Below are 25,807 nucleotides of genomic sequence, written 5' to 3' on the forward strand. Positions count from 1 at the left end.
TTAAAAGCTATCCAGTATACTGGCTTTTTTGGCTTCATATTCATCCTGTGTGATCAGTTGCTTATCATACAAGGTTTTTAATTTTCTTAGCTTAAGTGTAGTCTCGTCTTCTTCTTCAACAACAGGAATGTAAGGAGCAGCTGGAGTTTCTGCCGCAGCGGGAACAATAACGGATTCTTCAATTTCTATTGCATCTTCAAAGACGGCATTCAGTGATGGTGCCTTTTTATCTTCGGTTTCTTTTTTCTCGTTCTGTTCTCTGAAATTTTCGAGTTGCTCTGATGCTGCCTGGTAAAGCTTACGTGCCTGTACCTTAGGAATAAACTCTGTTACTATATTTTCACCATGCTGCGGTACGCAGATGAATTTAGAGCCGAAAAGTTCTTCTTTAAAAGATACCTCTTTAATACTTTTCCAGGAGATATCCTTGAAGTTCATGGTAATCCCGAAGTTGCCAGGCTCACAATAAAAAATTCTTTTATTACTCACTGCAATACAGTCGGGTAAAAGATTTACCGCAGGCTTCTTCTGCACAGCAAGATAGATCAGCTCTTCATTACTGCTTAACATATCATTCAGTTTGCCCACAACTTTTTCTACAGCTCTGGGTTCCTGTTCGTCGCTCAAAAATTTATCTGGTATAATCATCGTTCGTTTTTAATAAGTTATGGGTTATTTATAACCTTCATCGTCAGATCTGGATTTTTTAACTTCCGCTCTTCCGGCAACACAAATTACAAATTCTCCCTTTAAGATATTGTTGGTGTAGTATGATTTTATTTCACTAACTGTGCCACGAATGGTTTCCTCATAGAGCTTTGTTAGTTCTCTGCTCACTGAGGCCTGACGATCGGCTCCGAAATAAGTCTCAAATTCTTCCAGTGTTTTTAACAGGCGGTGTGGGCTTTCATAAAGGATAATGGTACGTTCCTCTTCGGCCAGTTTTTTCAATCGTGTCTGTCTTCCTTTTTTTACGGGGAGAAAGCCCTCGAATACAAAGGCGTCTGTAGGGAGACCGGAATTTACCAATGCGGGAACAAATGCCGTGGCGCCTGGCAGGCACTCTACTTCAAGATCGTGCTTAAGCACTTCCCGTACCAGAAAGAAACCTGGGTCTGAGATGGCGGGTGTTCCGGCATCAGAAATCAGTGCGACGTTCTGCCCGGCCAACAAAAACCGTATAATCTCTGATGTTGCCTTATGTTCATTATGCTGGTGATGGGAATACGCTTTTTTATCGATGCCAAAATGCTTCAGCAAGGGCGCGCTGGTGCGCGTATCCTCCGCCAGGATAACATCTGCCTCCTTTAAAATCCGTATTGCCCTGAAGGTCATGTCTTCCAGGTTCCCAATGGGTGTGGGCACCAGAAATAGCTTGCCGCTCGTGTTATTCTCCAAACTCTTGTTATCTTTGGTGAAAAAATAAAATAATGTTGCAAGTTAACTATATCCGCGAAAATAGAGAGAAAGTTTTAGAACGCTTAGGGGCTCGTAATTTCAAACAGACTGAAATTATTGATCAGATCATTCAGTTAGATGAAGAACGCAAACAATCCCAGACTTCTTTAGATAATTTATCGGCTATCGCGAATTCCAGTGCAAAACAGATTGGTGAGCTGATGCGTACTGGCAATAAAGAGGCTGCAGATAAGCTTAAAGCTGAGACAACATCAAATAAAGAAGCCATCAAGAGTTACGGTGAACAGCTTGCAGCACTTGAAGAAAAGTTATTTAGCCTGATCGTTCAGGTTCCTAATATTCCAAACGAACTGGTGAAACCTGGTGTTGGTGCTGAAGACAATGAAGAAGTATACCTCCATGGTGAGCCGGCTCAACTTGGCGAACATGCTTTGCCGCATTGGGAACTGGCAGCAAAATATGATATCATTGATTTTGAATTGGGTGTTAAAATTACAGGGGCAGGTTTCCCGGTGTATAAAGGTAAAGGTGCAAAGCTACAGCGCGCACTGATTAATTTTTTCCTGGACCACGCTACGGCACAAGGCTACCGCGAAATGCAGGTTCCACATATGGTTAATGAAGCCTCTGGCTTCGGTACCGGTCAGCTTCCAGATAAAGAAGGACAGATGTATCATGCGGGGGTAGATAACTTATACCTGATCCCTACTGCAGAGGTTCCGGTAACTAACCTGTACAGGGATGTTATTCTCAAAGAAGACGAATTACCAGTTAAGAATACTGCTTATACACCTTGCTTCCGCCGTGAAGCTGGATCTTATGGTGCACATGTACGCGGACTTAATCGATTGCATCAATTCGATAAAGTTGAGGTGGTGCAGATCGTTCATCCGGAGAAATCTTATCAGGTTTTGGAAGAGATGAGCAGCTACGTGCAGTCCTTGTTGCAGGAACTTGGTCTACATTATCGCGTATTACGTTTATGTGGCGGAGATATGGGCTTTACGTCGGCTATGACTTATGATATGGAGGTGTGGAGTGCTGCGCAACAACGCTGGCTGGAGGTTTCTTCTGTTTCCAATTTCGAAACCTATCAAGCAAACCGCCTGAAACTGCGTTTCAAAGGAAATACCGGGAAAACACAATTGGCGCATACCTTAAATGGAAGTGCCTTGGCATTGCCACGTATAGTAGCTTCGATACTTGAAAACTATCAGACTGATAAAGGAATCAAAATTCCAGAGGCGTTGGTCAAATATACCGGCTTCGAATACATTGATTAATAAAATAGAAGACATAAAAAAAGGCCCTGAATTTGTTCAGAGGCCTTTTTTTATGTTGTGACCGATACTATAAGATTAGGATCAATAATAAGATGATGATGATAATAGCACCTACAGAAAGATAAACACCTCCACCCATTGCACGGGCCTGGCTTTTCATTTCTCTAAGTTCTTTGCGCAATTCTTTTTTCTCAGCTCTAGATAAATGAGATTTATCCATATGTCTGATTTCTTCCACACGATTGGTGATTCTTGTCAGTTGTGCTTGTTGTTCAACAGTAAGCTCAGTTTTGTTTTTGTCAGTTTTGTCTGCTGCCATAACGCTGCTTGCACTGATACTGAACATGAATACGAGTGCCAGGGAGTAAAGTAATTTTTTCATATGATTTTTAAGTTTTATTGATACACCCATAAATAACAAAAAACCTACCAGAACGCTGGTAGGTTTCAATGTTGTTTCGAAAGACTATTGCTGAAAAGGCGCTTAAAACGTGTTTAAATAAGGATTATTTTCCTGAGTATTAATTTAAGCAACTTTATTTCTTTGGTTTTGATGGTTAAACAAAAGGTTTTGTGTTGCAAAAACTGTATAGTCTTTTGAACAGTACCTTATTTAATTTCAAAAACGACATTCATGGTGTAGCTCAATTTTATCTTCTTGAAATCTAGTTCCGGCGCACTTTGAACGTCTGCACTTGCAGATTTCATCATCATATTAACACGGTACATCGGCTGCGGATATTGCTCATTGCTTACCTCCTGGATATCAATTGCAGGCCAAAGCTTGTCGCCAAGCGCTGCAGTCAGGTAAGTTGCTTTATCTTTTGCTGCCAATAATGCTTTAACCTTAAGTTCTTTTTTCAAACCTTCGATTTTAGAATACTCGTAGCTGTCGATATTTGTAGAAGCAATTCCTTTAGGATCTATTGCGCCAATAATTGCGTTGAACTTATTCAGGTCGGTTACCTTAAGTTTATATTGCTTGCTCGCTAAAAATTCAGGATTCTTTTTTTTCTCAGTTATGGTCATGTAGCTCGACAGACTGTTGACAGTAAGGCTTTCTTTTGGTATGCCTGCATTTTGAACCGCGGTATACAACTGATTTTCCAATTCAGTAATATCTACTCTTTTCTTGCTGTTACCATCTTTTAGATACTCCTGTAAAGAGATACCGATATAAATAATATCTGGTGTTACTTCTTGTTCTGCGGTACCGCTTACGCTGATCTTTTTTCTTAAATCTACTGTTTGTGCCATGGCGCCTACACTTAGTAAGGCAACGAAAGCAAGTGTGAATAATCTTTTCATAATTGTATGATTTGTGTATTTACCCCCTTGATGTAAATATCATACCAATTCCATAAACAAGATGAAATATATTTTTAATCACTGTAGATTAGTCTTCAACTATCTCATTATTAATCCCTATTTCGTCTTTTACTTCTTCCTTAAAATAGCTTTTTTGGAAAACAAGGATCAGAATTACGCCTAAAGAGATTGCTGCATCAGCAATATTAAATACCGGACGGAAGAAGATGTAATCTTCGCCTCCCCAGATAGGCAGCCATTTTGGAAATACGCCTTCAAGTAATGGGAAATAGAGCATGTCTACCACGCGGCCGTGAAATAGGCCGGCATAACCATAGATCACACCATAGAATACCGAGTCAATGATATTTCCGAGTGCACCAGCAAAGATCAGTGCAACGTTAAGAATCAGTCCGCGGTGATATTTTTTGTCGATCAGATAATACAGTGCGTAACCGATACCTGCAACAGCGGCGATCCTAAAAAGAGAAAGGGCAAGTTTGCCAAACTCTCCACCGAACTCGAGGCCAAAGGCCATACCATTATTTTCTGTGAAGTGGATAATGAACCAATGACCAAGAATTTTAAATTCCTGGCCAATGAACATGTTTGTTTTAATCCAGGTCTTCAGGACCTGGTCAATTAGTAATACTAAAAAAATAACCAATACAGGTTTAGTGTACCCTTTCATTATGCCTGCTTCAGTTTAGCTTCCATGCTTAACGTAGCATGCGGTACCGCGCGCAAACGTTCTTTCTGGATCAGTTTACCAGTTTCACGGCAAATGCCATATGTTTTGTTCTCGATACGCACCAGGGCAGCTTCAAGGTTGTCAATAAATTTCTTTTGACGGGCAGCAAGCTGATTCAATTGCTCCTTCTCTAAAGTTGCAGAACCGTCCTCAAGCGTTTTATAGGTTCCTGAAGTATCTTCGGTACCATTAGAATTCGGGCTGCTTAAAGAGTTTGTTAATGACAGAAATTCTTCACGTGCCATGCGCACTTTTTCCTGTATCAGGTCTTTGAATTCCTGAAGCTCACTATCTGAATACCGAGTTTTTGTAGCTTTTTCCATGTTTAATTATAGTTTGGTAATCGAAATTTGTAGTTCAACATCATCGATTACAATTTTGTTTGCGTTAGTTAAGGTGTCGGTTAACTCCAGCTTTTCAGCTAAAATTTCCGAGCAAATGTATGCTTTATGCTGAGCCACCGCCTGCTCAATCAAATTATCCTTTTGTAAACTCACCGTTATGCGGTCAGTAACTTCAAAGCCCAATTCCTTACGTAGGTTTTGAACCCTGTTGATCAGTTCTCTCGAAAGACCTTCCTGCTTCAGCTCCTCAGTAACGGTTACATCCAGTGCAACGGTAAGGCTGCCCAGGTTTGTTACCTGCCATCCGGGGATGTCTTCGGCGATGATTTCAAGGTCGGTATTCGAAACCACATAGCTAGAATCTGTACCTGCATTACTGATTTTTATAGTCACTTCACCATTTTTCTCAAGCTCCGCGATCTGTGTCTGGTCAAGTCCTGTAATTGCATCTGCAACAAGTTTCATGTCTTTACCAACCTTCGGTCCCAACGCCTTGAAATTAGGTTTTATTTTCTTTTTAATGAAACCTGCCGTGTCTGTAATGTACTCAATATTTTTGATATTCGTTTCCGAAAGTATCAGCTCTTTTACCAATTCTACGCGGTCAGCAAGTTTCTGGTCCAAAACAGGTATCAGGATCTTAGCTAAAGGCTGACGAACGTTGATGCTGCTCTTTTTGCGAAGCGATAACACCATTGATGATATATCTTGTGCCAACAACATTCTTTCATTCAGCTCCGTGTCAATCAGGGTCGCATCCGCGGTTTTCCATAAGGTCAAATGCACAGATTCTGATTTCTCCACAGCGTTAACTGTCAGGTTTTGATATAGCCAGTCGGCGAAGAAAGGTGCTACCGGCGACATCAGTTGAGCGATTGAAGTAAGGCAAGTATATAGCGTTTCGTAAGCCGCTTTTTTATCATCGGTCATTTCTCCTTTCCAGAAGCGTCTGCGTGATAAACGGATATACCAGTTACTCAGATGTTCGTCAACGAAGTTCTGTATTGCCCTGGCCGCTTTAGTAGGCTCGTAGGTATTGTAACTCTCGTCAACTTCGTTGATCAGGGTTTGCAACATGGAAAGAATCCAACGGTCAAGTTCACTGCGTTCTGCTACCGGTGTTTCGTTGGCAGGATCGATCTCAAACTTGTCGATATTGGCATATAGCGCAAAGAAAGAATAGGTATTGTATAAGGTGCCGAAAAATTTCCTTCTAACCTCATCTAATCCATCCATGTTGAATTTCAGGTTATCCCATGGCGATGCATTGCTGATCATGTACCAACGGGTAGCATCGGCACTATAGGTGTCGATTGTGCTGAAAGGATCAACGCCGTTACCCAGGCGTTTTGACATTTTATTGCCGTTTTTGTCGAGCACAAGGCCGTTTGAAACGACATTTTTAAATGCTACACCGGCATTACCAGTCTTGGCATTTACTGCTTTGATCTCTTCACTGCTCTCGCTCAGCATCACTGCAATAGCATGCAGGGTAAAGAACCAGCCGCGTGTCTGATCCACACCCTCAGCTATAAAGTCTGCAGGGTATGCATTTTCAAATTCCTCCTGGTTCTCAAAAGGGAAGTGCCATTGTGCATAAGGCATGGCCCCACTATCAAACCAAACGTCGATCATGTCAGCTTCACGAACCATGCGTTCGCCGGTATTTGAAACGAGGATCACATTGTCAACATATGGGCGGTGCATGTCTTTAAGCTCAAAGCCAGCATCCATAAAACCAGCATCAACAGCCTTTTTGATCTCTTCGTTCAGCTCAGCGATAGAACCGATGCATTTTTCTTCCAGGCCGTCTGCGGTACGCCAGATCGGTAGGGGTGTACCCCAGTATCTTGAGCGTGATAAATTCCAATCCACCAGGTTTTCAAGCCAGTTGCCGAAACGACCAGTACCTGTAGATTCTGGTTTCCAGTTGATGGTTTTGTTTAATGCAACCATTTTTTCTTTCACTGCAGTGGTCCTGATAAACCAACTGTCTAATGGATAGTATAAAAGTGGCTTGTCAGTTCTCCAGCAGTGTGGGTAACTGTGTTCGTATTTCTTAACATCAAACGCTTTATTATCCTCTTTAAGCTTGATGGCCAGGAGCACATCTGTCGACTTAAATTCAGGATCTTTACGCTGCTCGTCGCTGTAATATTCTTCTTTTACATAGTAACCGGCAAAATCAGTGACCTCTGCAACAAACTTACCCTGCTTGTCTACAAGGGGTAGTTCGTTACCATTTTCGTCTTTGATCATTACGGCAGGAATGCCACTTTCTTTGGCAACCCGGAAATCGTCTGCTCCAAAAACAGAAGCGATGTGAACGATACCCGTACCATCTTCTGTAGTTACATAATCTGCAGGAATCACACGGAAAGCATTTTCTGTGAGTTCATCGCTGGTTACATAAGGCAGCAACTGGTTGTATTTTAAGCCTACCAGGTCAGCACCTTTAAATTCGGCAACGACTGTCCATGGAATTAATTTATCACCGCCTTTATAAGTAGAGAAATCAAGATCCTGTGCTTCTTTTTTAAAGTGTTTAGCCACAAGGTCTTTCGCCAGAATCACGTTTAGCGGGAGGTAAGTATACTGGTTAAAGGTTTTTACCTTAACGTAGTCGATTTTTTCTCCTACTGCCAAAGCACCATTAGAAGGCAATGTCCATGGGGTAGTTGTCCAGGCAATGATCGCTGTTTCTTCTTCAGCATTGTCAAATACTACCGACAATAATGGGTGCTCCTGATCGCGTCTTAAAAAGAACTGCGCCGTGATAGACGTATCCTTCAACATCTTATAAGTACCTGGCTGGTTCAGCTCATGCGAGCTTAGTCCCGTTCCGGCAGCAGGCGAGTATGGCTGTACAGTGTATCCTTTATAGAGAAGCCCCTTGTCATAAAACGACTTCAGGATCCACCATAAGCTTTCAATATAATTGTTCTCGTAAGTAACGTAAGGATTTTCAAGGTCTACCCAGTAACCCATCTTTTCAGTCAGGTCATTCCAGATATCCGTGTAACGCATTACCTCTTCGCGACATGCCGCATTATATTCCTCAACACTGATCTTGACACCAATGTCGATCTTGGTAATGCCTAATTTTTTCTCAACAGCAAGCTCGATAGGAAGACCATGTGTATCCCATCCACCTTTGCGTTTAACCTGGTAACCCTTAAGGGTTTTGTAACGGCAAAAGATATCCTTTATGGCACGGGCCATCACATGGTGAATACCAGGCATACCATTGGCTGAAGGCGGGCCTTCATAAAAAGTAAAAGGATTAGATTTTGGTCGGCTCGAAATGCTTTTCTCAAAGATGTTTTCCGATTTCCAAAACTCAAGGATCTCTTTCCCTATATTCGCCAGTTCTAATTGTTTAAATTCCCTATACATCAATCCAGTATCTTCAAAAATTAAGGATGCAAAGTTAAGGTTTTGAAATGAAAAATAGTAGCTTTGTGCATAAAATCAGACGCTACTCAGCTTGGTTTGATTTTTGTTCTTTAAGAAATGTTTCCTGGAGATCATTAACATCCAAAGCCATGATAAAAATACTCAAACTTCAAAAAGCACTCATCTCTATTATCATCGGCGTACTTCTACTGGTGGGCTATCTCATTTTACGCGGACAAAAGAATGATTCCAGTATTTATATGCTGGAGGCATCCGGTGTATTCCTGATGCTGGGCGCTTTCTTATTCATGTATCCCATTTTATTTGCACGTAAAGACAGCGCGGGATGTGTTGAGCTGGATCCGGAACTTGATCCCGAGGCGGACTCTGAAGAGCCTTCACCGGTTGCTGATGAAGGTGTGCGGTTGCCTTAATTTTAAATTCCTGCAACCTTTCTTGAGCTCAACCCGTCTGGGGATAAACATCTATATGATAGTAAGCTCCAAATATTTTTTCAAGCTGTTAAAAAACGTTAATTCGATTCCATCAATGCGTGCCCATAGGGCAAAAAATAATATCTTGCTTCATCCTAAATCTTTATGAAGCGTATTTCTCTTTTTTTTCTGATGATGTCGGTTACTTTGATAACCCAGGCACAGACTTTTACTTATAATGCAGGTGGTGCCGCAGGCAAAAATTACTATCAGGAACTTCCTTATCAGGATATAAATGGGAAGATGATTGTGCAAGTTAAAGTTGGTGGGCAAACAGCAAATTTTTTATTTGACACGGGGGCACCAACTTCTATCAGTAAAGAGCTTGCGAAGGCTTCGGGAGCAACATTCCTGCGTAATGCACCTGTAACGGACGCCGGGGGATTAAAGGATTCCACATCTGTGGTGTTGCCAAAATCGATACGACTGGGTGAAGTGGAGTTTAATGATATTCCTGCCGTTACGCTGGTGCCCGATTTTTTTAAATGTTGGGGCGTTACAGGGATCATTGGGAGCAATTTGCTTAGAAATAGTGTTGTGCAGATTGACGCAGTAAAGAAACGTATCATCCTGACCGATCAGCCTGAAAAGTTAAATCTCAATCCAAAGAACGCGATCCCGCTGCTGCTTTCTAAAGGGCAAAGTGATCCAAGGATTCAGATTAAGCTCGCTAAAAAGGTAAGCATGACAATGGGTTTTGATACGGGTGATAACAGCTTCTTACGTTTATCCGAAGATTTCATGAACCAACTTAGCAAGTCCAAAGTATTTGAAGTCCTTTCGGAAGGTTATGGTGCAACAAGGATCAGCGCATTTGGAGAACAAAAAGCAGCTGATAAATTCTTATTACGTTTTGCAAACTTCGAGCTGGGGTCAGGTAAATTCAGCAATGTGGTAACATATACTGACAAAAACGGTATTCCTGGGATAGGCACAAAATTGCTGGAGTATGGATTGGTTACTCTGGATTACATGGATAAAAAATTCTATTTTGAACCTTACAAGGAGATAACGGATCTGAACGAAACACGCTGGCCGTTTGAGCTTTCTCTGGATGGCGACAAGCTGATTTTTGGTGCGGTATGGAAAAGTGCTGCTGGACAGTTAAAGCAAGGAGAACAAATCCTGGCTATCAATGAAAAGGAATATCCTGCAGTAAGTCTCTGTCAGATGCTAACCAGTCCTTCTGTGTTTAAAGGATTGACAAGTGCTGTCCTGAAGATAAAGGATGCCGATGGTGCCATTAGAACAGTTACAGTAAAAAGAGAAATTTTATAACTTTAGGTACCCGCTATCTGTTGTTTGTGGCAAACAGAACTCTATGTCAGAAAAACATATCGTTGTTATAGGTGCGGGTATCGCCGGCCTCTCGGTAGCTTATAAATTAGCATGTCATTTTGACGTTACCCTTATTGAAGCGTCAGGCAGGATCGGGGGGAGGATCAATACTTTAAAAGCAGATAATTTCTCTGGAAGGATTGAGGCAGGAGCAGAATTTATTCATGGCAATGCACAAAATACCTACGCTCTATTGAAAGCTGCGGGAATTGGCTATACGGAAGTGTCAGGTGAGTTTTACCGGGAAAAAGAGGGAGGACTTCGGGTGCAGAACGAAATGGTAGCAGGTTGGGATACACTCCTAGAACGTCTTTCAGCGTTAGAAAATGATATGACGCTTGACGATTTTTTACATCGTTTTTTTCCGGGGGCGGAATATGCTGAACTCAGGTTGCAGGCGCAGTCGTACGCAGGAGGGTTTGATCTTGCGGATCCTGAAAAGGTAAGTGCAAAAACGCTATATCAGGAATGGTCTGACGAAACCCCGGAATACAGGATCAATGGCGGTTATAGTCTGCTTGTTGATTTTCTGGAAAAGGAATGTCTAAAAATGGGTTGTACTATTATTCTGGATTCTGCTGTAAAGAAAATCAGTTGGGCAAAAGATGAAGTTACGGTCCAAACAGATAAAGTACCAACCTTCCGGGCGGAAAAGTGTATCGTAACACTTCCCCTGCCACTGCTCCAGCAACACGGGAATGACAGTGAACTGGCGCTTTCATTTGAGCCCGGGATTCAAAGCTACCACACTGCTTTTAATGCTATAGGCTATGGTACGGTGGTCAAAGTAGTTTTTGAGTTTAACACTGCCTTCTGGAAAAAGGATATGGGTTTTGTATTTGGCGAGGTGCCTTTTCCAACATGGTGGACACAGCTTCCCGATGATAACCTGACGCTTACGGGTTGGGCCGGAGGTGCGCATGCGGACGCTCTTGCAGGGGCTTCAGAAAAAGAACTGCTGGATAGTGCCATTTTTTCCGTATCCGAGATCTTCGATATCCCAAAAGAGGAGGTCAGCGGAAATCTGCGTGCCGCTTTTATCAGGAACTGGACGGAGAATCCGTACAGCACCGGTGCCTACAGTTACGCCACTCCGGCAAGTAAGGCTGCCAGAAAGCTTCTGGCATGTCCAATAGCGCATACCCTGTATTTTTGTGGGGAAGCGATTTACGATGGGCCAGATCAGGGAACAGTAGAAGCAGCAATTACCAGTGCTTACAGCACTGCAGCCCTTATACTTTCATCCTTTGAATCCTAACCGCATTTAAAATTGCCAGTAGTGCCACGCCAACGTCTGCAATTACGGCTTCCCAAAGGGTAGCAATGCCTCCGGCGCCTAAAATAAGCACCAAAATTTTGACGGCCATGGCTAGTATGATATTTTGCCAAACCACCTGCCTGGTGAGCTTACCAACACGAATTGCGGTAACGATCTTTGCTGGCTGGTCATTCTGGATTACAATATCCGCAGTTTCAATTGCGGCATCACTTCCCAGTCCGCCCATGGCAAATCCGGCATCAGCCAAGGCTATGACAGGGGCATCATTTACACCATCGCCTACAAAGGCAACGGATCTGCCTGCAGCCTTAATCTGCTCAAGTTGGGTAACTTTGTCTTCTGGAAGCAAATCGCCGAAAAACTGATCTATGCCGAGATATGTTGCCACTTTTTTAACTACATGCTGCTTGTCACCACTCAACATTACAGTTTGTATGTTTAAAGCATGCAGGTCCTTAATCGTTTGCAGTGCATCTGGTTTCACCTCATCAGCAATCGTCATATAGCCAGCATATTTCCCGTCAACTGCAAATAGAACAACTGTATCTTCCAACTGGTCTATAGCGGCCGGATAAACAACTTGTTTCATTTTCATCAACCGTGCATTTCCGGCCAGTACTACTTTATCGTTAATGGTGCCTGACAATCCGTGACCAGGAATTTCTTCCAGGGCGGCAACCTCTGGTAAATGATCGCCCAGGTTGGCATAAGCAGTAACGGCTTTCGCTACCGGATGGGCAGATTTACTTTCTATAGCTGCGGCGAGCTGCACCAATTCTTGTTCTTCAATGCCTTCAGGTACCACCTGTTGTACTTTGAATACGCCCATGGTAAGAGTACCCGTTTTGTCCATCACTACGGTATTAACTTTGGTGACTACATCCAGGAAGTTTGATCCTTTAAATAAGATTCCGTTTTTAGAAGCCAGGCCAATTCCTCCGAAATAGCCAAGAGGGATAGAAACAACCAAGGCACAAGGGCAACTGATCACAAGAAATACGAGACCGCGGTATAGCCAGTCCTTAAAATGATAATCTGGCAGAAAAAGCAGGGGAAGTAGTACAACAAGCACCGCAAGCGCAAAGACTATTGGCGTATATACTTTAGCAAACCTGGATATGAATAACTGAGTTTGTGATTTTCGCGCTGTTGCATCCTGAACCATTTCCAGAATCTTACTGAGTTTACTATCCTTAAATAAGGCTTTAACCTGAATTTGTACCAACTGATTCAGGTTAATCATTCCAGCCAATACTGATTCTCCTTTTTCTTTCGTATCGGGTACACTTTCGCCAGTTAAGGCAGCAGTATTGAAAGCCGCGCTATCTGTGAGCAATACACCGTCGAGCGCCACTTTTTCACCAGGTTTTACTTCTATAATATCGTCTACCTGTACTTCTGCAGGATTGATACTTTGAACTTTACCATCTCTGATTATGTCTACGCGGTCTGGCCTGATATCCAGTAGTGCCTTGATGTTGTTTTTGGCTTTAGATACTGCAGCGTCCTGAAACCATTCGCCTATGGAATAGAAAACCATAACGGCTACACCTTCACTATAGGATCCAATGGCAAAGGCACCGATTGTAGCGACACTCATCAGGAAAAATTCATTGAAAAAATCAAGCCGCATTGCTTTGCGATAGGACAGCTCCAGGACCTGATATCCCGATAACAAGAATGCCGGGACATAGATAATCAAGCTAATCAGTTTGTTGAATCGGATTCCAAAGCCGAGATCAAGTGCTTGCATGATCAGCAGGATAACTAAAGCCAATAATAATGGCCAGTGTGATAACCATCCGGCATCGCTATCGCCGTGATCATGATCATGATCGTCATGATCGTGTTCGTTATTGTGTATATGTTTAGGTTTGGCGGCATCTGGGCCGCAGCAGTGGTCGTGGTGATTATGTTTAGGCAGTACAGTCATAATACCCAAAGGTACTGCTTAAGCGGTGCAATGGTATTGCAAAGTTATACTGCGCAGGCGGCACAAATTCCTTTGACAATCAGCTCACGTTCCTGAGCCTGATATGCTTCAGGTAATACTACTTCGGGAATAATTGTTTTTGGTAAGCAATGCGTTTCCTTGCAGCTATTACAGAAAAAGTGAACGTGAAGATCGTGATGATGTCCCGGATCGCAACCCTGTTGACAAAGCGCAAACTTCGTGATGCCGGTACCATCTTCTATGCGGTGTACCAATCCGTGCTCTTCAAAAGTCTTGATTGTGCGGTAGAGCGTTACACGATCACTACGATCCATTTCAAGCTCCATCTCTGTTAAGCTAACAGCTGCAGAGCGTTTGGTCAGGTAGTCCAGCGCCAATAAACGCATAGCTGTTGGATTAATCTGTTTGTCGCTTAACTTTTTCTCGAGCTCTTTCATGGGTTTGGCAAAGATCTTCGTCTATGCTTACACTAAATTACGAAATAAATTGCGCAGGAGCGAAGTAAATATTTCGGAATTGGATATTCTTATCTGTAAATGACAGTTAGCAGCTCAAAGGCTACTGTATAGATCTGTATCAATCGTCCTTTGATCAAATCACGGTTTTGTTTATTGTTCATTTTATTTGAGCTGTTATGTTAAACTTATCCTCATCTACGGTTATTGCAGAAAATGAGATGTTTAAGTTTGATTTTTAATTAGCACAAATTTATGTGTTTAAACACTGGACTCAGATAACATAGGATAAGAAATGTCAATTCAGAAAAATAGTGGTAAAAAATAAAACTATTGTTTAGATTTGCGGCCTGGCGTAACAGCTATCATTGATGCCCGGATGGCGAAATTGGTAAACGTTGCGGTCTCAGAAGCCGTTGGAGTACAATCCTTGAGAGTTCGAGTCTCTCTTCGGGCACGGTAAAAGGGGAAACTTTGTTCATCAGAGTTTCCCCTTTTTGTTTAGCTGTTATCCCCGGTCTTCCGATCCGGTACTATGCGCGTAGAAAAAGCTAAATCAGCCAATCTTGGAAATGTGCTAATCCTCCCGTGTTTTGTATAAATCTATGGGAGTCTATCCAAATAACTTTGTTATCAATATTTAACAAAGAAAAAATGTCAAAAATAGTTTTAATAACCGGCGCCTCGAGAGGCTTTGGTAAAATCTGGGCGAAGGCCCTTTTAGAACGCGGCGATAAAGTTGCGGCAACAGCAAGGAATATTGCAGACCTGGACGATCTGGTAGCGCTTTACGGCGATGCGGTGTTTCCTGTGCAACTGGATGTAAACAATCGTGACGCTTGTTTTGCTGCGGTAGATCAGGTAAACAAACACTTTGGACGTATCGATGTGTTGATCAATAATGCTGGCTTCGGTTTATTTGGTGCGATTGAAGAAACAACTGAAGCACAGGCACGTGCGCAGATGGAAACAAACTTCTTTGGTTTGCTATGGGTAACACAAGCTATTGTTCCCGTTATGCGTGCACAAGGCAGCGGACACATCATTCAGGTATCCAGTTTCTTAGGCTTAGTAGCCTTGCCTGTGCTGGGATTATACAATGCTTCTAAATATGCAGTCAATGGGTTGAGCGAAACACTCGCAGCAGAAGTAAAAGGTTTTGGCATCCAGGTTAGCCTGATTGAGCCCAATGGTTTTTCAACAGATTGGTCTGGTGCATCTGCAGTTCAAACTGTGGATAATGAGGCTTATGCGCCGGTAAAAAAGGCGTTTTTTGAAGCGGCTACGCCAGAGAGCTGGGGCAAGCCGGAAGCTACAGCTAAAGCAGTGTTGAAATTAATCGATAGCCAAAATCCACCATTACACTTTTTATTAGGAAAAGTAGCATATCCTGCTGTGAAGCAGGTTTATGAAGGGCGTTTGGCCGAGTTTGAAGCATGGGCTGAAGTATCGGCGGAAGCACACGGTCATTAACAAATCATATAATAAATTGAGCCACAATCTGCCAATTCTTATTGTGTAGATTGTGGTTAATTAGCGTTTACTGAGATGAAACATTATAAAAGTTTGATTGAATTACATCGGGATAACGGATTTCCGCCACCAGAACATCCGCTGTTCAGTATTTATCAGTGTAACCATGCCTGCTCAATTGGCGACAGGGAGTTTACGAGCGACTTCTATATGATTGGATTTAAGAAGTTAATCGCGGGGGTTATTTTGTATGGACGTACCCAATATGATCATCAAAGTGGCTCTATGATGTTTTTTAAGCCGCGTCAGATTATTGAAATGAAAAATCTTGAAATGGACGAAGACGGATTTCTGATGTTTATACATGAGGATTATCTGAACGGCCATAATTTGTATAACGATATTAAGAAATATCACTACTTCGATTATGAGACAAATGAGGCACTGCACCTATCGCCCGGAGAAGAAAAAACTACCTGGGATCTTTACCATAAAATCGAAACTGAATATCAGAACAACCAGGATGAATACAGTCGCGAGTTAATCCTTGCCAATGTCGATACCATGTTGAAATATAGTCAGCGCTTTTACAAAAGACAGTTCATCAACCGTGGAGAGCTATCGGGAAAAACGGTTACTAAGTTTAATGAGGAACTGAATAAATATGTTGCTGCCGGGATGCTTGATGTTAAGGGGCTGCCGTCAGTGCATGATATCGCGGATCGGTTAAATATATCCGCAGGCTACCTGACCGATGTGCTAAAACAGGAAAGTGGGAAGACTGCGCTGGAGCATATCCATATCTATTTGATTTCCGAGGCCAAGAATAAATTAATGGGCGAAGACAAGTCTGTATCAGAAATTGCCTATGCGCTGGGATTCGAAAATTTATCCTATTTCTCTAGATTATTTAAAAAGGAGGTGGGTGTAAGTCCTAACTTCTTTAAAAAGCAAGTGGTCAATTGAGATTAGGCATTTGTTAAATCTGGGAGTTTTACATACCTGACCCGGATCGCCTTCAGTCCAGAAATACCTTGAAGGTCTTCGACGTCGAAATGCTCAATCTCAGTGTCCAGCAGATTGCGCTGCTGGAGTGTTGCCAGATAACCAAGATATTCCATCTCTTCAACTTCACTGGAATAAACAATGGTCATCTTTCCAGCTTCCGTAATCCGTTCATTTGTGTTTTTAATATGTGCTTTGTCAATGCGTTTTTTAACGATTTCAAAGCGTGCGTTATAGGTCCCGTCAATATCGAATCTTTTCTCATCCATTCTAAAGCGTATTGCAATAGTTGAGTGATAGATTAATATCAGGGTAGTAACGTCGAGCTGATAGGGAAGCTGGGGCTTTAGTCGCTGATGAGCCATTTCCATCAAGCACAACACCTCCAGCTGCCAGCATTTTAATGCTGATAACTTTTCGCTCGTATATTGCTGGTTTGGCGAAATCTCTTGCCCAACGTATAGATTAAAATCGATGCCGTCACTTTTAAAACGTTCGTAATAGTGCGGAAAGATCGCCTGGGCATCTTCCTGACTTACATCAATCACGTGTGCCAGTTCATCATTGATCAATGAAATGGTCTTCTCATATTTTCTGCGGTAGGTAAAGAAACGACCCCTTTGTTCATCAAGATCTAACAAATAAGCTGTTAATATGGTCGTACTTTTTTGTTGGCGCAGCCAGGCATGGATAGATCCGTCCAGGTAATTCGTGATGTATTGTTCTGTATTCGCCTGGATGGTTAATCCCAATTCCTTCAGGAAACTGTTTACCTGTAACCTTTCTTGTTCGAGGTTTTTCAGGTTCGACAAATCATCAAAAACACCCAGCAAGGCATGAAGTTGATTTTGGAGGTCTTTACGTACACTTTCATTCCTGCTATCGGAAGAGCCTTTAATGTCCATTTGTCCATATAGCGGGTGTACATGATCAAACGAAACTTCCTTTAGCACATACGGCGTTTTGGTGTTTTTTGCTTCCAAATAATGCTGTGCTTCAGTCCTGAATTTCCAGTTTACACTGGGGTGAATGGTTGTGTAGTTTGACTGGATGATGGCAGAAACCTGGTTCTGATATTCCGCAACAAGACGCTCAATACTCTCAGTGAGGAATGGCATAACTACTTCCAGCCTGTGCGCATTTACGCTGTTCAGTTCTTTTTTCCTGGGGGAAACGATTTCCAGGATGCCCATCAGTTTACCGTTCTTTACTACAGGAGCAAGGATGAAACTGCCTATTTCTGCTGCACTGAATGTTTTGGCAAGATGGCTGTTTGGATTGGCAGCATAAAATTGTTCAAGATTGGAGATCGCAAAATAGTTCCGGTCCTTAACTAAAGTCTGGTAAGAATACGTGCAGAGTGGCATAGAATCAGGTGTGTGTTGCTGACCGAGGATATAACTTTTCATAGCCTGACCGAAGGCCGCTACTTTGAAACGTTTTTCTTCCGGGATAAACAACGTAAAACCAACCTGAAGGTCAGGGATTCTATAGATAGTTCTGAAAATAGACGCTACGCTTTGTTGAAACATTGGAGTGTTTACGCTCAATAGCTTCTCTTTAAGCATAGAAACCGCATTGTCTATGGTAGCGTCATACAGTGTAACGATAGCAAATCCTTTCAGGATATAGCTTTCCGGGGGTATCTTGCTTTTCCAAAGTTCCAGGTCTTCGTAATTGTCGAGCAACAGATCTACATCTTCAGGTGTAAGTGGTAACGACTTTTCCGTTTTCAGGATGTCAAGAAAATCGGCGTTGTATAGAATGCGGTAGTGTCTACTGATTCCTTCCGCATCGGGGATATCGTAAAGCAAAGGCTTACTGAAATTAATCTTAGCGCCGTAAAACTCATTGAGTACAAGGCATGAGCTCAACACATAAAACTGATGATCGTCAAGATCTCTGATGTTAAAATCCAGTTCAGGACCGGCAGCTTCCAGGATATTTGTAAAACGTTGGGTAGGATTAATGATGATATCCATATAAGGAATGCTCACCGCCTTAATCTCATTTAATGTTAGCGCTTTAGGGAAATAGGGTGCAAGGAGCTTGTTGATCGGCTCTTTTAACGTTTCAAAAACACCAAAGTCTGTAATGCCGGTTTTTAATTCTGGAAAAGAAGAGATCTCTTCCAGAATTCCTTTTGCAGCGTCAGCAACATAAGCATCGCTATCAAGGGCATCCCTTTCCAAATTCTCAATAACATCCTCAAAAGAGAAGATTACCTGAAAAGGAGAGTCAGGGAAACCTAGGTGTTTAATGGGCATGCTCGATATCATCCTTACAAATATAAGGATTTGCTACTGAGGCATTCAAAAAATAAAGCTACGCACCCATGCCGCCGTCGATTACCTGTGTGGTGCCCGTGATATATTTACTTTCATCTGAAGCAAGAAATAGCACCAGGTCGCCAATTTCTGCCGGTTCAGCATACCTGCCTAAAGGTATTACCTTTTCCATTTGGGCTTTCGCTGCGGCGCCATCGGGATTAAACCCCGACTCCAGGGAACGCATCATCCGGTTGTCTACCGGTGAAGGATGTACGGAATTGACTCTTATTTTCCGTGGCGCCGCTTCTAGGGCCACACTTCTCATCACCCCGATAACGGCATGTTTGCTGGTGTTATAGGCGCTGGTTCCTGCCGAGCCCTGTAATCCCGCTACGGATGAGGTGATGATTAAGCTTCCGCCATCACGCATCAAGGGCAGCATATACTTGCAACCCATGAATACGCCTTTTACGTTCACTGCGATTACTTTGTCGAACACGTCTTCCGGATATTCCGTAATAGGTTTGACCACTCCCTCAATGCCGGCATTGTTAAAAAAGATATCGATCTTGCCTAAGCGTTCTGTCGCAATTTTAGCATAGTTCTCTACCTGGGATGATTGCGACACGTCTGCAACAATGTAGCTTGCCTGGCTGCTCTCCAAACTTGCTACGGCATTTTTCAGTGCGTCCTCATTTAGGTCTACCAGAACAACGCGTGCACCCTGCTCAATAAATTTCTTTGCAGTAACCAGACCAATAGAGCCTGCGCCGCCTGTAATTAAAGCTGTTTTGTTTTCTAATCTTTTCATGCTAAACATAATTATCTGTTGATAACTATAGGTATAACGTTTGAAGCGATAAAGCATCCGGAAAATGACTGGTACTATTGTCGCCAGTGTTGGTACAATTGCGAAAAAACAATTTAACTGCCCTGTTGCCTGAAGAATTCTGGGCTTACCCCAGCATGTTTTTTAAAGAACCTACTGAAGTACGACTGGTCTTTAAAGCCCAGTTCAATGGCAATTTCTTTAAGGGGTTTGAGTCCGTGACTGATTTCGCGCTTGGCTTCGATTAAGGTATAACTGTAGATCAGCTGACTCACCGATATACCCATTTTATCATTTAGGATTTGATTTAGCCGGCGTGCAGTAAGTCCAATTTGATCGGCGTAAAAGCCAGCCATTTTTTGTGTCCTGAAATTTGTGCTGACCAATAAAAACAACTTACGTAAGCGTTCTTCATTGTCTGATGCATGTGTTTCAGGCGTAGCCTTGATCCTGTATAGATGCGTTAGGAATGCGCTTATGTAATGCTGAATAAGGGCTCCGTTGTTGTTGCCTCTATTTTCGAGCAGAATCAACTCGAAAAGTTTACTTAGGGGTTGGATTAGGTACTTTGGGAGCTCGAAACTTTCATTTTGAAAAGGTACGAACATAAAACGGAGTGCTTCTTCGGCAATATTTTCGAAGAACGACATGTTAAAGAGGAATACTTTTGCGGCAGGCATAGCACCGGGAATGGCATGAACCTGATTGGGTGCCAACAGGTAAACCGTATTCTTTTTAATGGGATAAATTTCAAAATCGATCAGGTGGATGCCTTCATCACTTTCAAACCAGATCATTGCGAAGAAATCTATCCGATGGTTCTTTTTGAAATCTCCCAGACTGATACCCTCCGCATAGGCGGCAAAAAAGTCGGCGTCCTCAAGCCGGTGTACTGGTATTTCTGCTGATGCTTTCAACGTTTGTGCTTAGAACTTAGTCAATAGTACACAATTTGCTGAAATTTCGCATCAGGTTACCCTTCCATAATGAAAAAAAGCCTTCCGTTATGAAAGGCATTCGTAGATGGTCACTTTTTCGGCCATACAGTAAGACGTTGATATTTATGTTTTTACATGTATTTCTGTCTGCGTAAAAAGGTGGGCATTTCCTTTGATCATCTATTTCTGTTAAAATAAATTAACAGAAATAAACTTTTAAATCTTTATTACATGATACTCATCATTTTAGGACTATTCGTTTTCTTAGCCGGATTTATACTGTCAAAACAAGACAATGACGGCGCGCGTTTCGGGACTGCAGTTAGGATTGGTGGCCTCGGTCTGATTTGCCTTGGCGCTTTTACCAGCATGTTCAAAACCATTGAGACTGGACAGGTAGGCGTAAAGACACTTTTCGGTAAAGTTGACGAAGATGTGCTGTACAGCGGCCTGCATATTGTAAATCCACTCATTCAGATTACGCCATTTGATACCAAAACACAGAATTATACCATGTCGGCTGTACATGACGAGGGTACGAAATCAGGGGACGACGCAATCAGGGTGTTGTCTGCCGACGGACTGGAAGTAACTATAGATCTTTCGGTACTGTTCAAAGTAAGTGCAAGTGAGGCGCCAAAGATTCTGCGTCAGATTGGCGACGATTATCTGGATAAAATCGTAAGGCCGGTAGCCAGAACTGCGATACGTGATAATGCTGTTTCTTACGAAGCCGTTGCTTTATACTCGACAAAAAGGGAAGAGTTTCAAAATAAGATTTTCCAGACCATTAACAAAAGCTTTGCAAAGCGGGGCCTTATTCTCGAGCAACTCCTGGTTCGGAATATCACATTGCCAGAATCTGTAAAGAGAACCATTGAGTCCAAGATCAATGCAGAGCAGGACGCTCAAAAGATGATCTTTGTACTGCAGAAAGAAAAACAGGAAGCAGAGCGTAAGCGTGTGGAAGCACAAGGTATTGCCGATTATCAGAAAATTCTATCTACTGGATTGAGCGATAAACAGCTTCAATATGAAAGTATAAAGGCCCAGAAAGAAATTGCTTTGTCGGCAAATGCAAAAGTAATTATCATGGGTAATAGCAAGGGAGCACCGGTGCTGATTAATGGAAACTAATAGATATTCCATTTGATACAATTAAGGGCGTGATAAAATATATCACGCCCTTTACTATGTTTAGTTTAGTGTTGTCTTAAACTGTTTTCTTTGCTACAGCACGTTTTCTCGGTGTAGCCGTTTTCTTTTCTACTACAACAGGTGCAACAACGGCCGGCTCTTCAATCGGAGCTTCTTCTGCTACAACTTCTTCAGCTGGGAAATCCTCATCCTTTGTGATGATGATTTTAACTTTGCTCGTGATTTTTGTGGCTAGTTTGATAGATGCTTTTTTGAGTTCCTTAATGGTATTCTTAGAGTCGAATCCTAAACCTGCAACAACCTGAATCATTGCCTCTTGTAACTGATCCTGTAATGCGATATTGATATCTTTTTTGATTGACTTAACTGCGGCTTTTTTCTTTTTGTTGTTCATTATGTGCTGGTTTCTTCTTATATAAATGTTGATGCAGATACCGTCTTTTTAGAGTTTGAGCCTGGATAGCGCTTAAGAGGAATATCTATAATGCAAAATACCATAAAATAATTGTTATTATAATATTATCATTATGTTAATAAATATACGATCCTTAACATTGAATCACAAATTTATAGTATCGTTTTATAAATATACGGATTAATAAAGTTGCTTAACCGCCCTGTTTTCTGTTAAATAAACCTTACTTGATAACATAGCTTTAACATGTTGCTAACCTGGATGTTGTACGTTTGGTGAATAACCCTTGCGGCTTTATGAAGTATGTGTTTCTTTTATGCGTGGTCTGTTTATGCGCCTGCAGTAGTAATAATAAAGCAATTAAAGTTAAAGGTTCTGATACAGAAGTTAACTTAGCTGTAGACCTGGCTGAAAATTTCTATAAAGTTAATGATGACTTTAGTGTCGCGATTTCTGGCGGTGGTTCCGGTTTAGGTATTGCTTCCTTATTAAACGGACAGGTAGATATTGCAAACTCATCAAGGCCGCTTAATGCTGAAGAAGACAGTCTGTTTAAGACCAGAGGCATTCAAATCAAGACGGTCATCTTTGCTGAAGATGCCACAGCCTTTATCGTAAGTAAGCGTTTTCCACTGGATTCTATCGATGTACCCAGCCTTAGAAAGATTTTAACTGGTGAGTATAAAACCTGGAAGCCCATCACAGGTAAAAGTACACCTGTCAATATTTATGGTCGCCAGAGCAACTCGGGTACGCATTCTTTTGTCAGCAAAAAATTGAAAATACAATTTAGTCGAGATGCCAAGGAGATGAATGGCAATGCTCAGATCATGGAGGCTATTAAGATGGATGATTCGGGAATCGGTTATGTAGGTGCCGGCTATATTCTCCACGGTGTAGAAGACCAGTCGGTAAAAGTATTGAAGATTACTGAAAAGCAGGGGCAGCCCGCCATATCGCCGATGGACAAAAAGGCCATTCAGGAAAAACGTTATTATTTTCAACGCCCTTTATATCAGTTTATCCCCCTGAAATCCTGGAATAAAGTCTCCGCATTTATCGACTTTGAAAAAGGGCCTAAGGGGCGTAAAATCATTACGGATTCCGGATACTATATTATTGCTCAGTAACAAACAAAATGAAATTAGCTTTAAGAGAAAAAATAGACCATAGTGCCAGGTTGCTTTTCCGAACTACGGGATTGCTGGTAATTGCCATTCTGGGTGGCATTTTTTTTATGCTGCTCTGGAACACCGTAGCGTTTTTTCTGAAAGTGAAACCTATGGATTTCATTACCGGCACCCAATGGAACCCGTCGGGGAGTAAAGCCAGTTATGGCATCCTTCCTTTGCTGGTGAGCACCTGCCTGGTAACGCTTGGTGCAATGGCCATTGCCATACCCTTAGGAATTGGCACTGCCGCTTTCCTCTCTGAATATGCCGGAAAGAAGCTTAAGAATATCCTCAAGCCGATGATAGAAATGCTGGCTGCAGTACCTTCGGTAGCCATTGGTTTTCTTGGCATCGTGGTGTTAGGGCCTGGCATTGCCAGTCTCACTGGTGAGCCCAATGGGTTGAACGCCCTTAACGGTGCAATTTTACTTTCTGTAATGGCACTGCCTACAATTATTACCGTCGCAGAAGATGCCCTGCATGGTGTGCCCCAAACTTATAAAGAGGCGAGCTATGGGGTAGGGGCAAGCAAATGGCAAACGCTGATTAAAGTAACAATTCCTGCCGCAGCCCCCGGAATTCTCGCTGCGGTTATGCTTGGCGTTGGTCGTGCTATCGGGGAAACCATGACGGTGCTCATGGCTACAGGAAACGCATCGGCCTTTCCCAAAGGCTTTTTCCATTCTGTAAGGACCATCACCGCTACCATTGCCATCGAAATGGGCGAGGTGCCTTACCAAACCACCCACTATTACGCCCTCTTTGCTATCGCTGCAGTGCTTTTTTTAATCACGCTTGCCGTCAACCTGATCGGCGAACATTTTGTCAACAAGTTTAGAAAATACCAGGCAGCATGATGAAAAAGTTAACTCCGCTTCTGGAATGGGGCACGCTGCTGTTGAGCACAGGCGCTGTTTGTTTCTTTCTGGTCGTTATCCTCTGGGACCTCATTAGCAAAGGTGCACCTTCTTTATCCTGGGAATTTGTAAGCACGCTACCCCGGGCGGGCATGACTAAAGGAGGAATTCTACCGGCGATCATCGGCACAGTATTACTCACTATGATCACGGCGCTTGTGGCAGCCCCCTTCGGCATCTGCTGTGCCATTTATCTGAATGAATATGCTGCTGATAACTGGCTTACCCGTATCATTCGGGCCTGTATCAGAAACCTTGCCGGTGTGCCATCGATCATTTACGGATTATTTGGCCTCGCCTTGTTTGTTCAGGGACTACACATGGGTACCTCCCTGATCTCTGCTGGATTAACATTAGGCCTGCTTTCCCTGCCTTATATTATTATTACCACCGAGGAAGCGCTGCGCCGTATTCCGGCAAGTACACGTGAAGCAGCCCTGGCCATCGGCGCTACGCAGTTGGAGTCAATCCGTGATGTGGTACTACCCTCGGCGGTGCCAGGCATGCTCACCGGACTTGTACTCACACTTTCGCGCGCAGCGGGAGAAACAGCACCAATTCTTTTTACAGGGGTAGCCTTTTATATCAATAATCCTTCAGGTTATCTAAATCAGGAATTTATGTCGCTGCCTTACCACTTATACATGCTCTCTACGCAACATCAGGCGATTGAACAGGTGAGGCCATTAGCCTATGGTACCGCCCTGGTTTTGATTATTGTCGTATTTCTTTTAAATCTAACCGCATTTTACATCCGGTATAAACACAGTAAAGATGAGTGATCAGATTAAATTATCAGCTAAAGATGTTAACCTTTGGTTCGGTAGCAAACAAGTACTTAAGCATATCAACATCAGCTTTCCTAAAAACGAAATAACTGCTATGATCGGCCCCTCGGGCTGCGGCAAGAGTACCTTGTTGCGCTCATTCAACAGGATGCACGACCTGTCTCCTGATGCGCGCATTGAAGGTAAGTTTGCGCTGGACAATCTTGATCTCTATCAGAAAGGACTTTCTGTTACACAAGTTCGCAGCAGGATAGGTATGGTTTTTCAAAAGGCAAACCCTTTTCCTAAAAGTATCTATGAAAATATCAATTATGGACTTGCCATCAACGATGTACCCAAAGCGGATCGTCCGGGGATAGTGGAAAATGCACTCAGGGAAAGTTACCTCTGGGACGAGGTGAAAGACGAACTGCAGAAACCGGCAACGCGATTATCAGGCGGGCAGCAGCAACGTCTCTGCATTGCCCGCGCTGTGGCACTGCGCCCGGAAGTGATTTTAATGGATGAGCCTTGCTCTGCGTTGGATCCCGTTAGTACAGCTAAAATCGAAGAACTTATTGTTAAACTTAAGAAAGATTATACCATCGTCATCGTAACCCACAATATGCAACAGGCACAACGTACGGCGGATAAAACAGTATTTATGTACCTCGGAGAGGTGATAGAACACGATACGACAGACAATATCTTCAACCATCCTAAGAATGAACTGACCGCTAATTATGTTAAAGGGCATTTCGGGTAGTCCTGCTCAAAAAGTTAATATGCTATTAACCCCCGCGTGATATCAACAAACGATCTTTGGGTCAATATCTTTATGT

Annotated in this window: 24 protein-coding genes and 1 tRNA gene; 12 read left to right on the forward strand and 13 right to left on the reverse strand. The window is 42.6% G+C overall.

Annotated elements, in window-relative coordinates; genetic code table 11:
- The gene (locus CLV32_RS13215) at positions 1 to 648 is read right to left on the reverse strand and encodes a PH domain-containing protein (RefSeq protein WP_133556266.1); all 648 of its coding nucleotides are present in this window, start codon (positions 646 to 648) and stop codon (positions 1 to 3) included.
- 24 nt (positions 649 to 672) lie between these two features.
- Positions 673 to 1,398 (reverse strand): 16S rRNA (cytidine(1402)-2'-O)-methyltransferase, encoded by a 726-nt coding sequence (rsmI, locus tag CLV32_RS13220; protein WP_262711521.1) that lies wholly within the window; start codon positions 1,396 to 1,398, stop codon positions 673 to 675.
- Between the two features lie 32 nt (positions 1,399 to 1,430).
- Between rsmI and serS the strand changes: the two genes are divergently transcribed.
- Positions 1,431 to 2,702, forward strand: a complete 1,272-nt coding sequence (gene serS / locus CLV32_RS13225; RefSeq protein WP_133556268.1) for a serine--tRNA ligase — start codon at positions 1,431 to 1,433, stop codon at positions 2,700 to 2,702.
- A 67-nt stretch (positions 2,703 to 2,769) separates the two neighbouring features.
- Here the strand turns inward: serS and CLV32_RS13230 are convergent, their stop codons facing one another.
- The 5 genes from CLV32_RS13230 to ileS all read right to left on the reverse strand — a co-directional run bounded on the left by CLV32_RS13230 (position 2,770) and on the right by ileS (position 8,501).
- Positions 2,770 to 3,084, reverse strand: a complete 315-nt coding sequence (locus CLV32_RS13230) for a hypothetical protein (protein WP_133556270.1) — start codon at positions 3,082 to 3,084, stop codon at positions 2,770 to 2,772.
- 227 nt (positions 3,085 to 3,311) lie between these two features.
- The gene (locus CLV32_RS13235) at positions 3,312 to 4,010 is read right to left on the reverse strand and encodes an SIMPL domain-containing protein (protein WP_133556272.1); all 699 of its coding nucleotides are present in this window, start codon (positions 4,008 to 4,010) and stop codon (positions 3,312 to 3,314) included.
- A gap of 88 nt (positions 4,011 to 4,098) precedes the next feature.
- Entirely contained in the window at positions 4,099 to 4,701 is a 603-nt protein-coding gene (locus tag CLV32_RS13240; protein ID WP_133556274.1) for a lipoprotein signal peptidase, read from the reverse strand.
- The gene (locus CLV32_RS13245) at positions 4,701 to 5,084 is read right to left on the reverse strand and encodes a TraR/DksA family transcriptional regulator (RefSeq protein WP_133556275.1); all 384 of its coding nucleotides are present in this window, start codon (positions 5,082 to 5,084) and stop codon (positions 4,701 to 4,703) included. The genes CLV32_RS13240 and CLV32_RS13245 overlap by 1 nt, the downstream gene beginning before the upstream one ends.
- A 6-nt stretch (positions 5,085 to 5,090) precedes the next feature.
- Positions 5,091 to 8,501: an isoleucine--tRNA ligase gene (gene ileS / locus CLV32_RS13250; protein ID WP_133556277.1), complete on the reverse strand. Its 3,411-nt coding sequence runs from the start codon at positions 8,499 to 8,501 to the stop codon at positions 5,091 to 5,093.
- 149 nt (positions 8,502 to 8,650) lie between these two features.
- Between ileS and CLV32_RS13255 the strand changes: the two genes are divergently transcribed.
- The 3 genes from CLV32_RS13255 to CLV32_RS13265 all read left to right on the forward strand — a co-directional run bounded on the left by CLV32_RS13255 (position 8,651) and on the right by CLV32_RS13265 (position 11,591).
- On the forward strand, positions 8,651 to 8,935 hold the full coding sequence (locus tag CLV32_RS13255) for an isoleucyl-tRNA synthetase (RefSeq protein ID WP_208111005.1): 285 nt from the start codon (positions 8,651 to 8,653) through the stop codon (positions 8,933 to 8,935).
- A gap of 165 nt (positions 8,936 to 9,100) precedes the next feature.
- Complete coding sequence (locus tag CLV32_RS13260) at positions 9,101 to 10,273, forward strand: retropepsin-like aspartic protease (RefSeq protein WP_133556279.1); 1,173 nt, start codon at positions 9,101 to 9,103, stop codon at positions 10,271 to 10,273.
- A 43-nt stretch (positions 10,274 to 10,316) separates the two neighbouring features.
- Positions 10,317 to 11,591 (forward strand): flavin monoamine oxidase family protein, encoded by a 1,275-nt coding sequence (locus CLV32_RS13265; protein ID WP_133556281.1) that lies wholly within the window; start codon positions 10,317 to 10,319, stop codon positions 11,589 to 11,591.
- On the opposite strand, the gene CLV32_RS13270 is transcribed toward CLV32_RS13265, so the two are convergent.
- Both CLV32_RS13270 and CLV32_RS13275 read right to left on the reverse strand, forming a co-directional pair.
- Entirely contained in the window at positions 11,566 to 13,545 is a 1,980-nt protein-coding gene (locus tag CLV32_RS13270) for a heavy metal translocating P-type ATPase (RefSeq protein ID WP_133556283.1), read from the reverse strand. The two genes, CLV32_RS13265 and CLV32_RS13270, sit on opposite strands and share 26 nt — an antisense overlap.
- 44 nt (positions 13,546 to 13,589) lie before the next feature.
- Entirely contained in the window at positions 13,590 to 14,003 is a 414-nt protein-coding gene (locus tag CLV32_RS13275; protein WP_133556285.1) for a Fur family transcriptional regulator, read from the reverse strand.
- Between the two features lie 391 nt (positions 14,004 to 14,394).
- Here CLV32_RS13275 and CLV32_RS13280 point away from each other — a divergent pair.
- The 3 genes from CLV32_RS13280 (at position 14,395) to CLV32_RS13290 (ending at position 16,460) form a co-directional block, all read left to right on the forward strand.
- Positions 14,395 to 14,478, forward strand: a tRNA-Leu gene (locus CLV32_RS13280).
- 197 nt (positions 14,479 to 14,675) lie between these two features.
- Complete coding sequence (locus CLV32_RS13285; RefSeq protein WP_133556287.1) at positions 14,676 to 15,494, forward strand: SDR family NAD(P)-dependent oxidoreductase; 819 nt, start codon at positions 14,676 to 14,678, stop codon at positions 15,492 to 15,494.
- 75 nt (positions 15,495 to 15,569) lie between these two features.
- Complete coding sequence (locus tag CLV32_RS13290) at positions 15,570 to 16,460, forward strand: helix-turn-helix domain-containing protein (protein WP_133556289.1); 891 nt, start codon at positions 15,570 to 15,572, stop codon at positions 16,458 to 16,460.
- A 2-nt stretch (positions 16,461 to 16,462) separates the two neighbouring features.
- Here the strand turns inward: CLV32_RS13290 and CLV32_RS13295 are convergent, their stop codons facing one another.
- The 3 genes from CLV32_RS13295 to CLV32_RS13305 form a co-directional block, all read right to left on the reverse strand.
- A complete protein-coding gene (locus CLV32_RS13295) occupies positions 16,463 to 18,766 on the reverse strand; it encodes a GAF domain-containing protein (RefSeq protein ID WP_133556291.1) in 2,304 nt (767 codons plus the stop codon).
- Between the two features lie 58 nt (positions 18,767 to 18,824).
- Positions 18,825 to 19,580 carry an SDR family NAD(P)-dependent oxidoreductase gene (locus CLV32_RS13300; RefSeq protein WP_133556293.1) on the reverse strand — a complete coding sequence of 252 codons (756 nt, stop codon included), beginning with the start codon at positions 19,578 to 19,580 and terminating at the stop codon, positions 18,825 to 18,827.
- Positions 19,581 to 19,693: 113 nt separating this feature from the next.
- A complete protein-coding gene (locus tag CLV32_RS13305; protein WP_133556295.1) occupies positions 19,694 to 20,515 on the reverse strand; it encodes a helix-turn-helix domain-containing protein in 822 nt (273 codons plus the stop codon).
- 252 nt (positions 20,516 to 20,767) lie between these two features.
- Here CLV32_RS13305 and CLV32_RS13310 point away from each other — a divergent pair, with 252 nt between their 5' ends.
- Positions 20,768 to 21,673: a prohibitin family protein gene (locus CLV32_RS13310; protein ID WP_133556297.1), complete on the forward strand. Its 906-nt coding sequence runs from the start codon at positions 20,768 to 20,770 to the stop codon at positions 21,671 to 21,673.
- A gap of 76 nt (positions 21,674 to 21,749) precedes the next feature.
- On the opposite strand, the gene CLV32_RS13315 is transcribed toward CLV32_RS13310, so the two are convergent.
- Positions 21,750 to 22,088: a hypothetical protein gene (locus CLV32_RS13315; protein ID WP_133556299.1), complete on the reverse strand. Its 339-nt coding sequence runs from the start codon at positions 22,086 to 22,088 to the stop codon at positions 21,750 to 21,752.
- Positions 22,089 to 22,405: 317 nt separating this feature from the next.
- Here CLV32_RS13315 and CLV32_RS13320 point away from each other — a divergent pair, with 317 nt between their 5' ends.
- The 4 genes from CLV32_RS13320 to pstB are packed head-to-tail and all read left to right on the forward strand — an operon-like array spanning position 22,406 to position 25,731.
- A complete protein-coding gene (locus tag CLV32_RS13320) occupies positions 22,406 to 23,239 on the forward strand; it encodes a substrate-binding domain-containing protein (protein ID WP_133556301.1) in 834 nt (277 codons plus the stop codon).
- 8 nt (positions 23,240 to 23,247) lie between these two features.
- Entirely contained in the window at positions 23,248 to 24,138 is an 891-nt protein-coding gene (gene pstC, locus CLV32_RS13325; protein ID WP_133556303.1) for a phosphate ABC transporter permease subunit PstC, read from the forward strand.
- Entirely contained in the window at positions 24,135 to 24,980 is an 846-nt protein-coding gene (gene pstA / locus CLV32_RS13330; protein ID WP_208111006.1) for a phosphate ABC transporter permease PstA, read from the forward strand. The genes pstC and pstA overlap by 4 nt, the downstream gene beginning before the upstream one ends.
- The gene (gene pstB / locus CLV32_RS13335) at positions 24,973 to 25,731 is read left to right on the forward strand and encodes a phosphate ABC transporter ATP-binding protein PstB (RefSeq protein WP_133556305.1); all 759 of its coding nucleotides are present in this window, start codon (positions 24,973 to 24,975) and stop codon (positions 25,729 to 25,731) included. Before pstA ends, pstB begins: the two co-directional genes overlap by 8 nt.
- The last annotated feature ends 76 nt before the right edge of the window (positions 25,732 to 25,807 follow it).

This window comes from Pedobacter duraquae (assembly GCF_004362245.1).
Classification (GTDB): Bacteria; Bacteroidota; Bacteroidia; order Sphingobacteriales; family Sphingobacteriaceae; genus Pedobacter; species Pedobacter duraquae.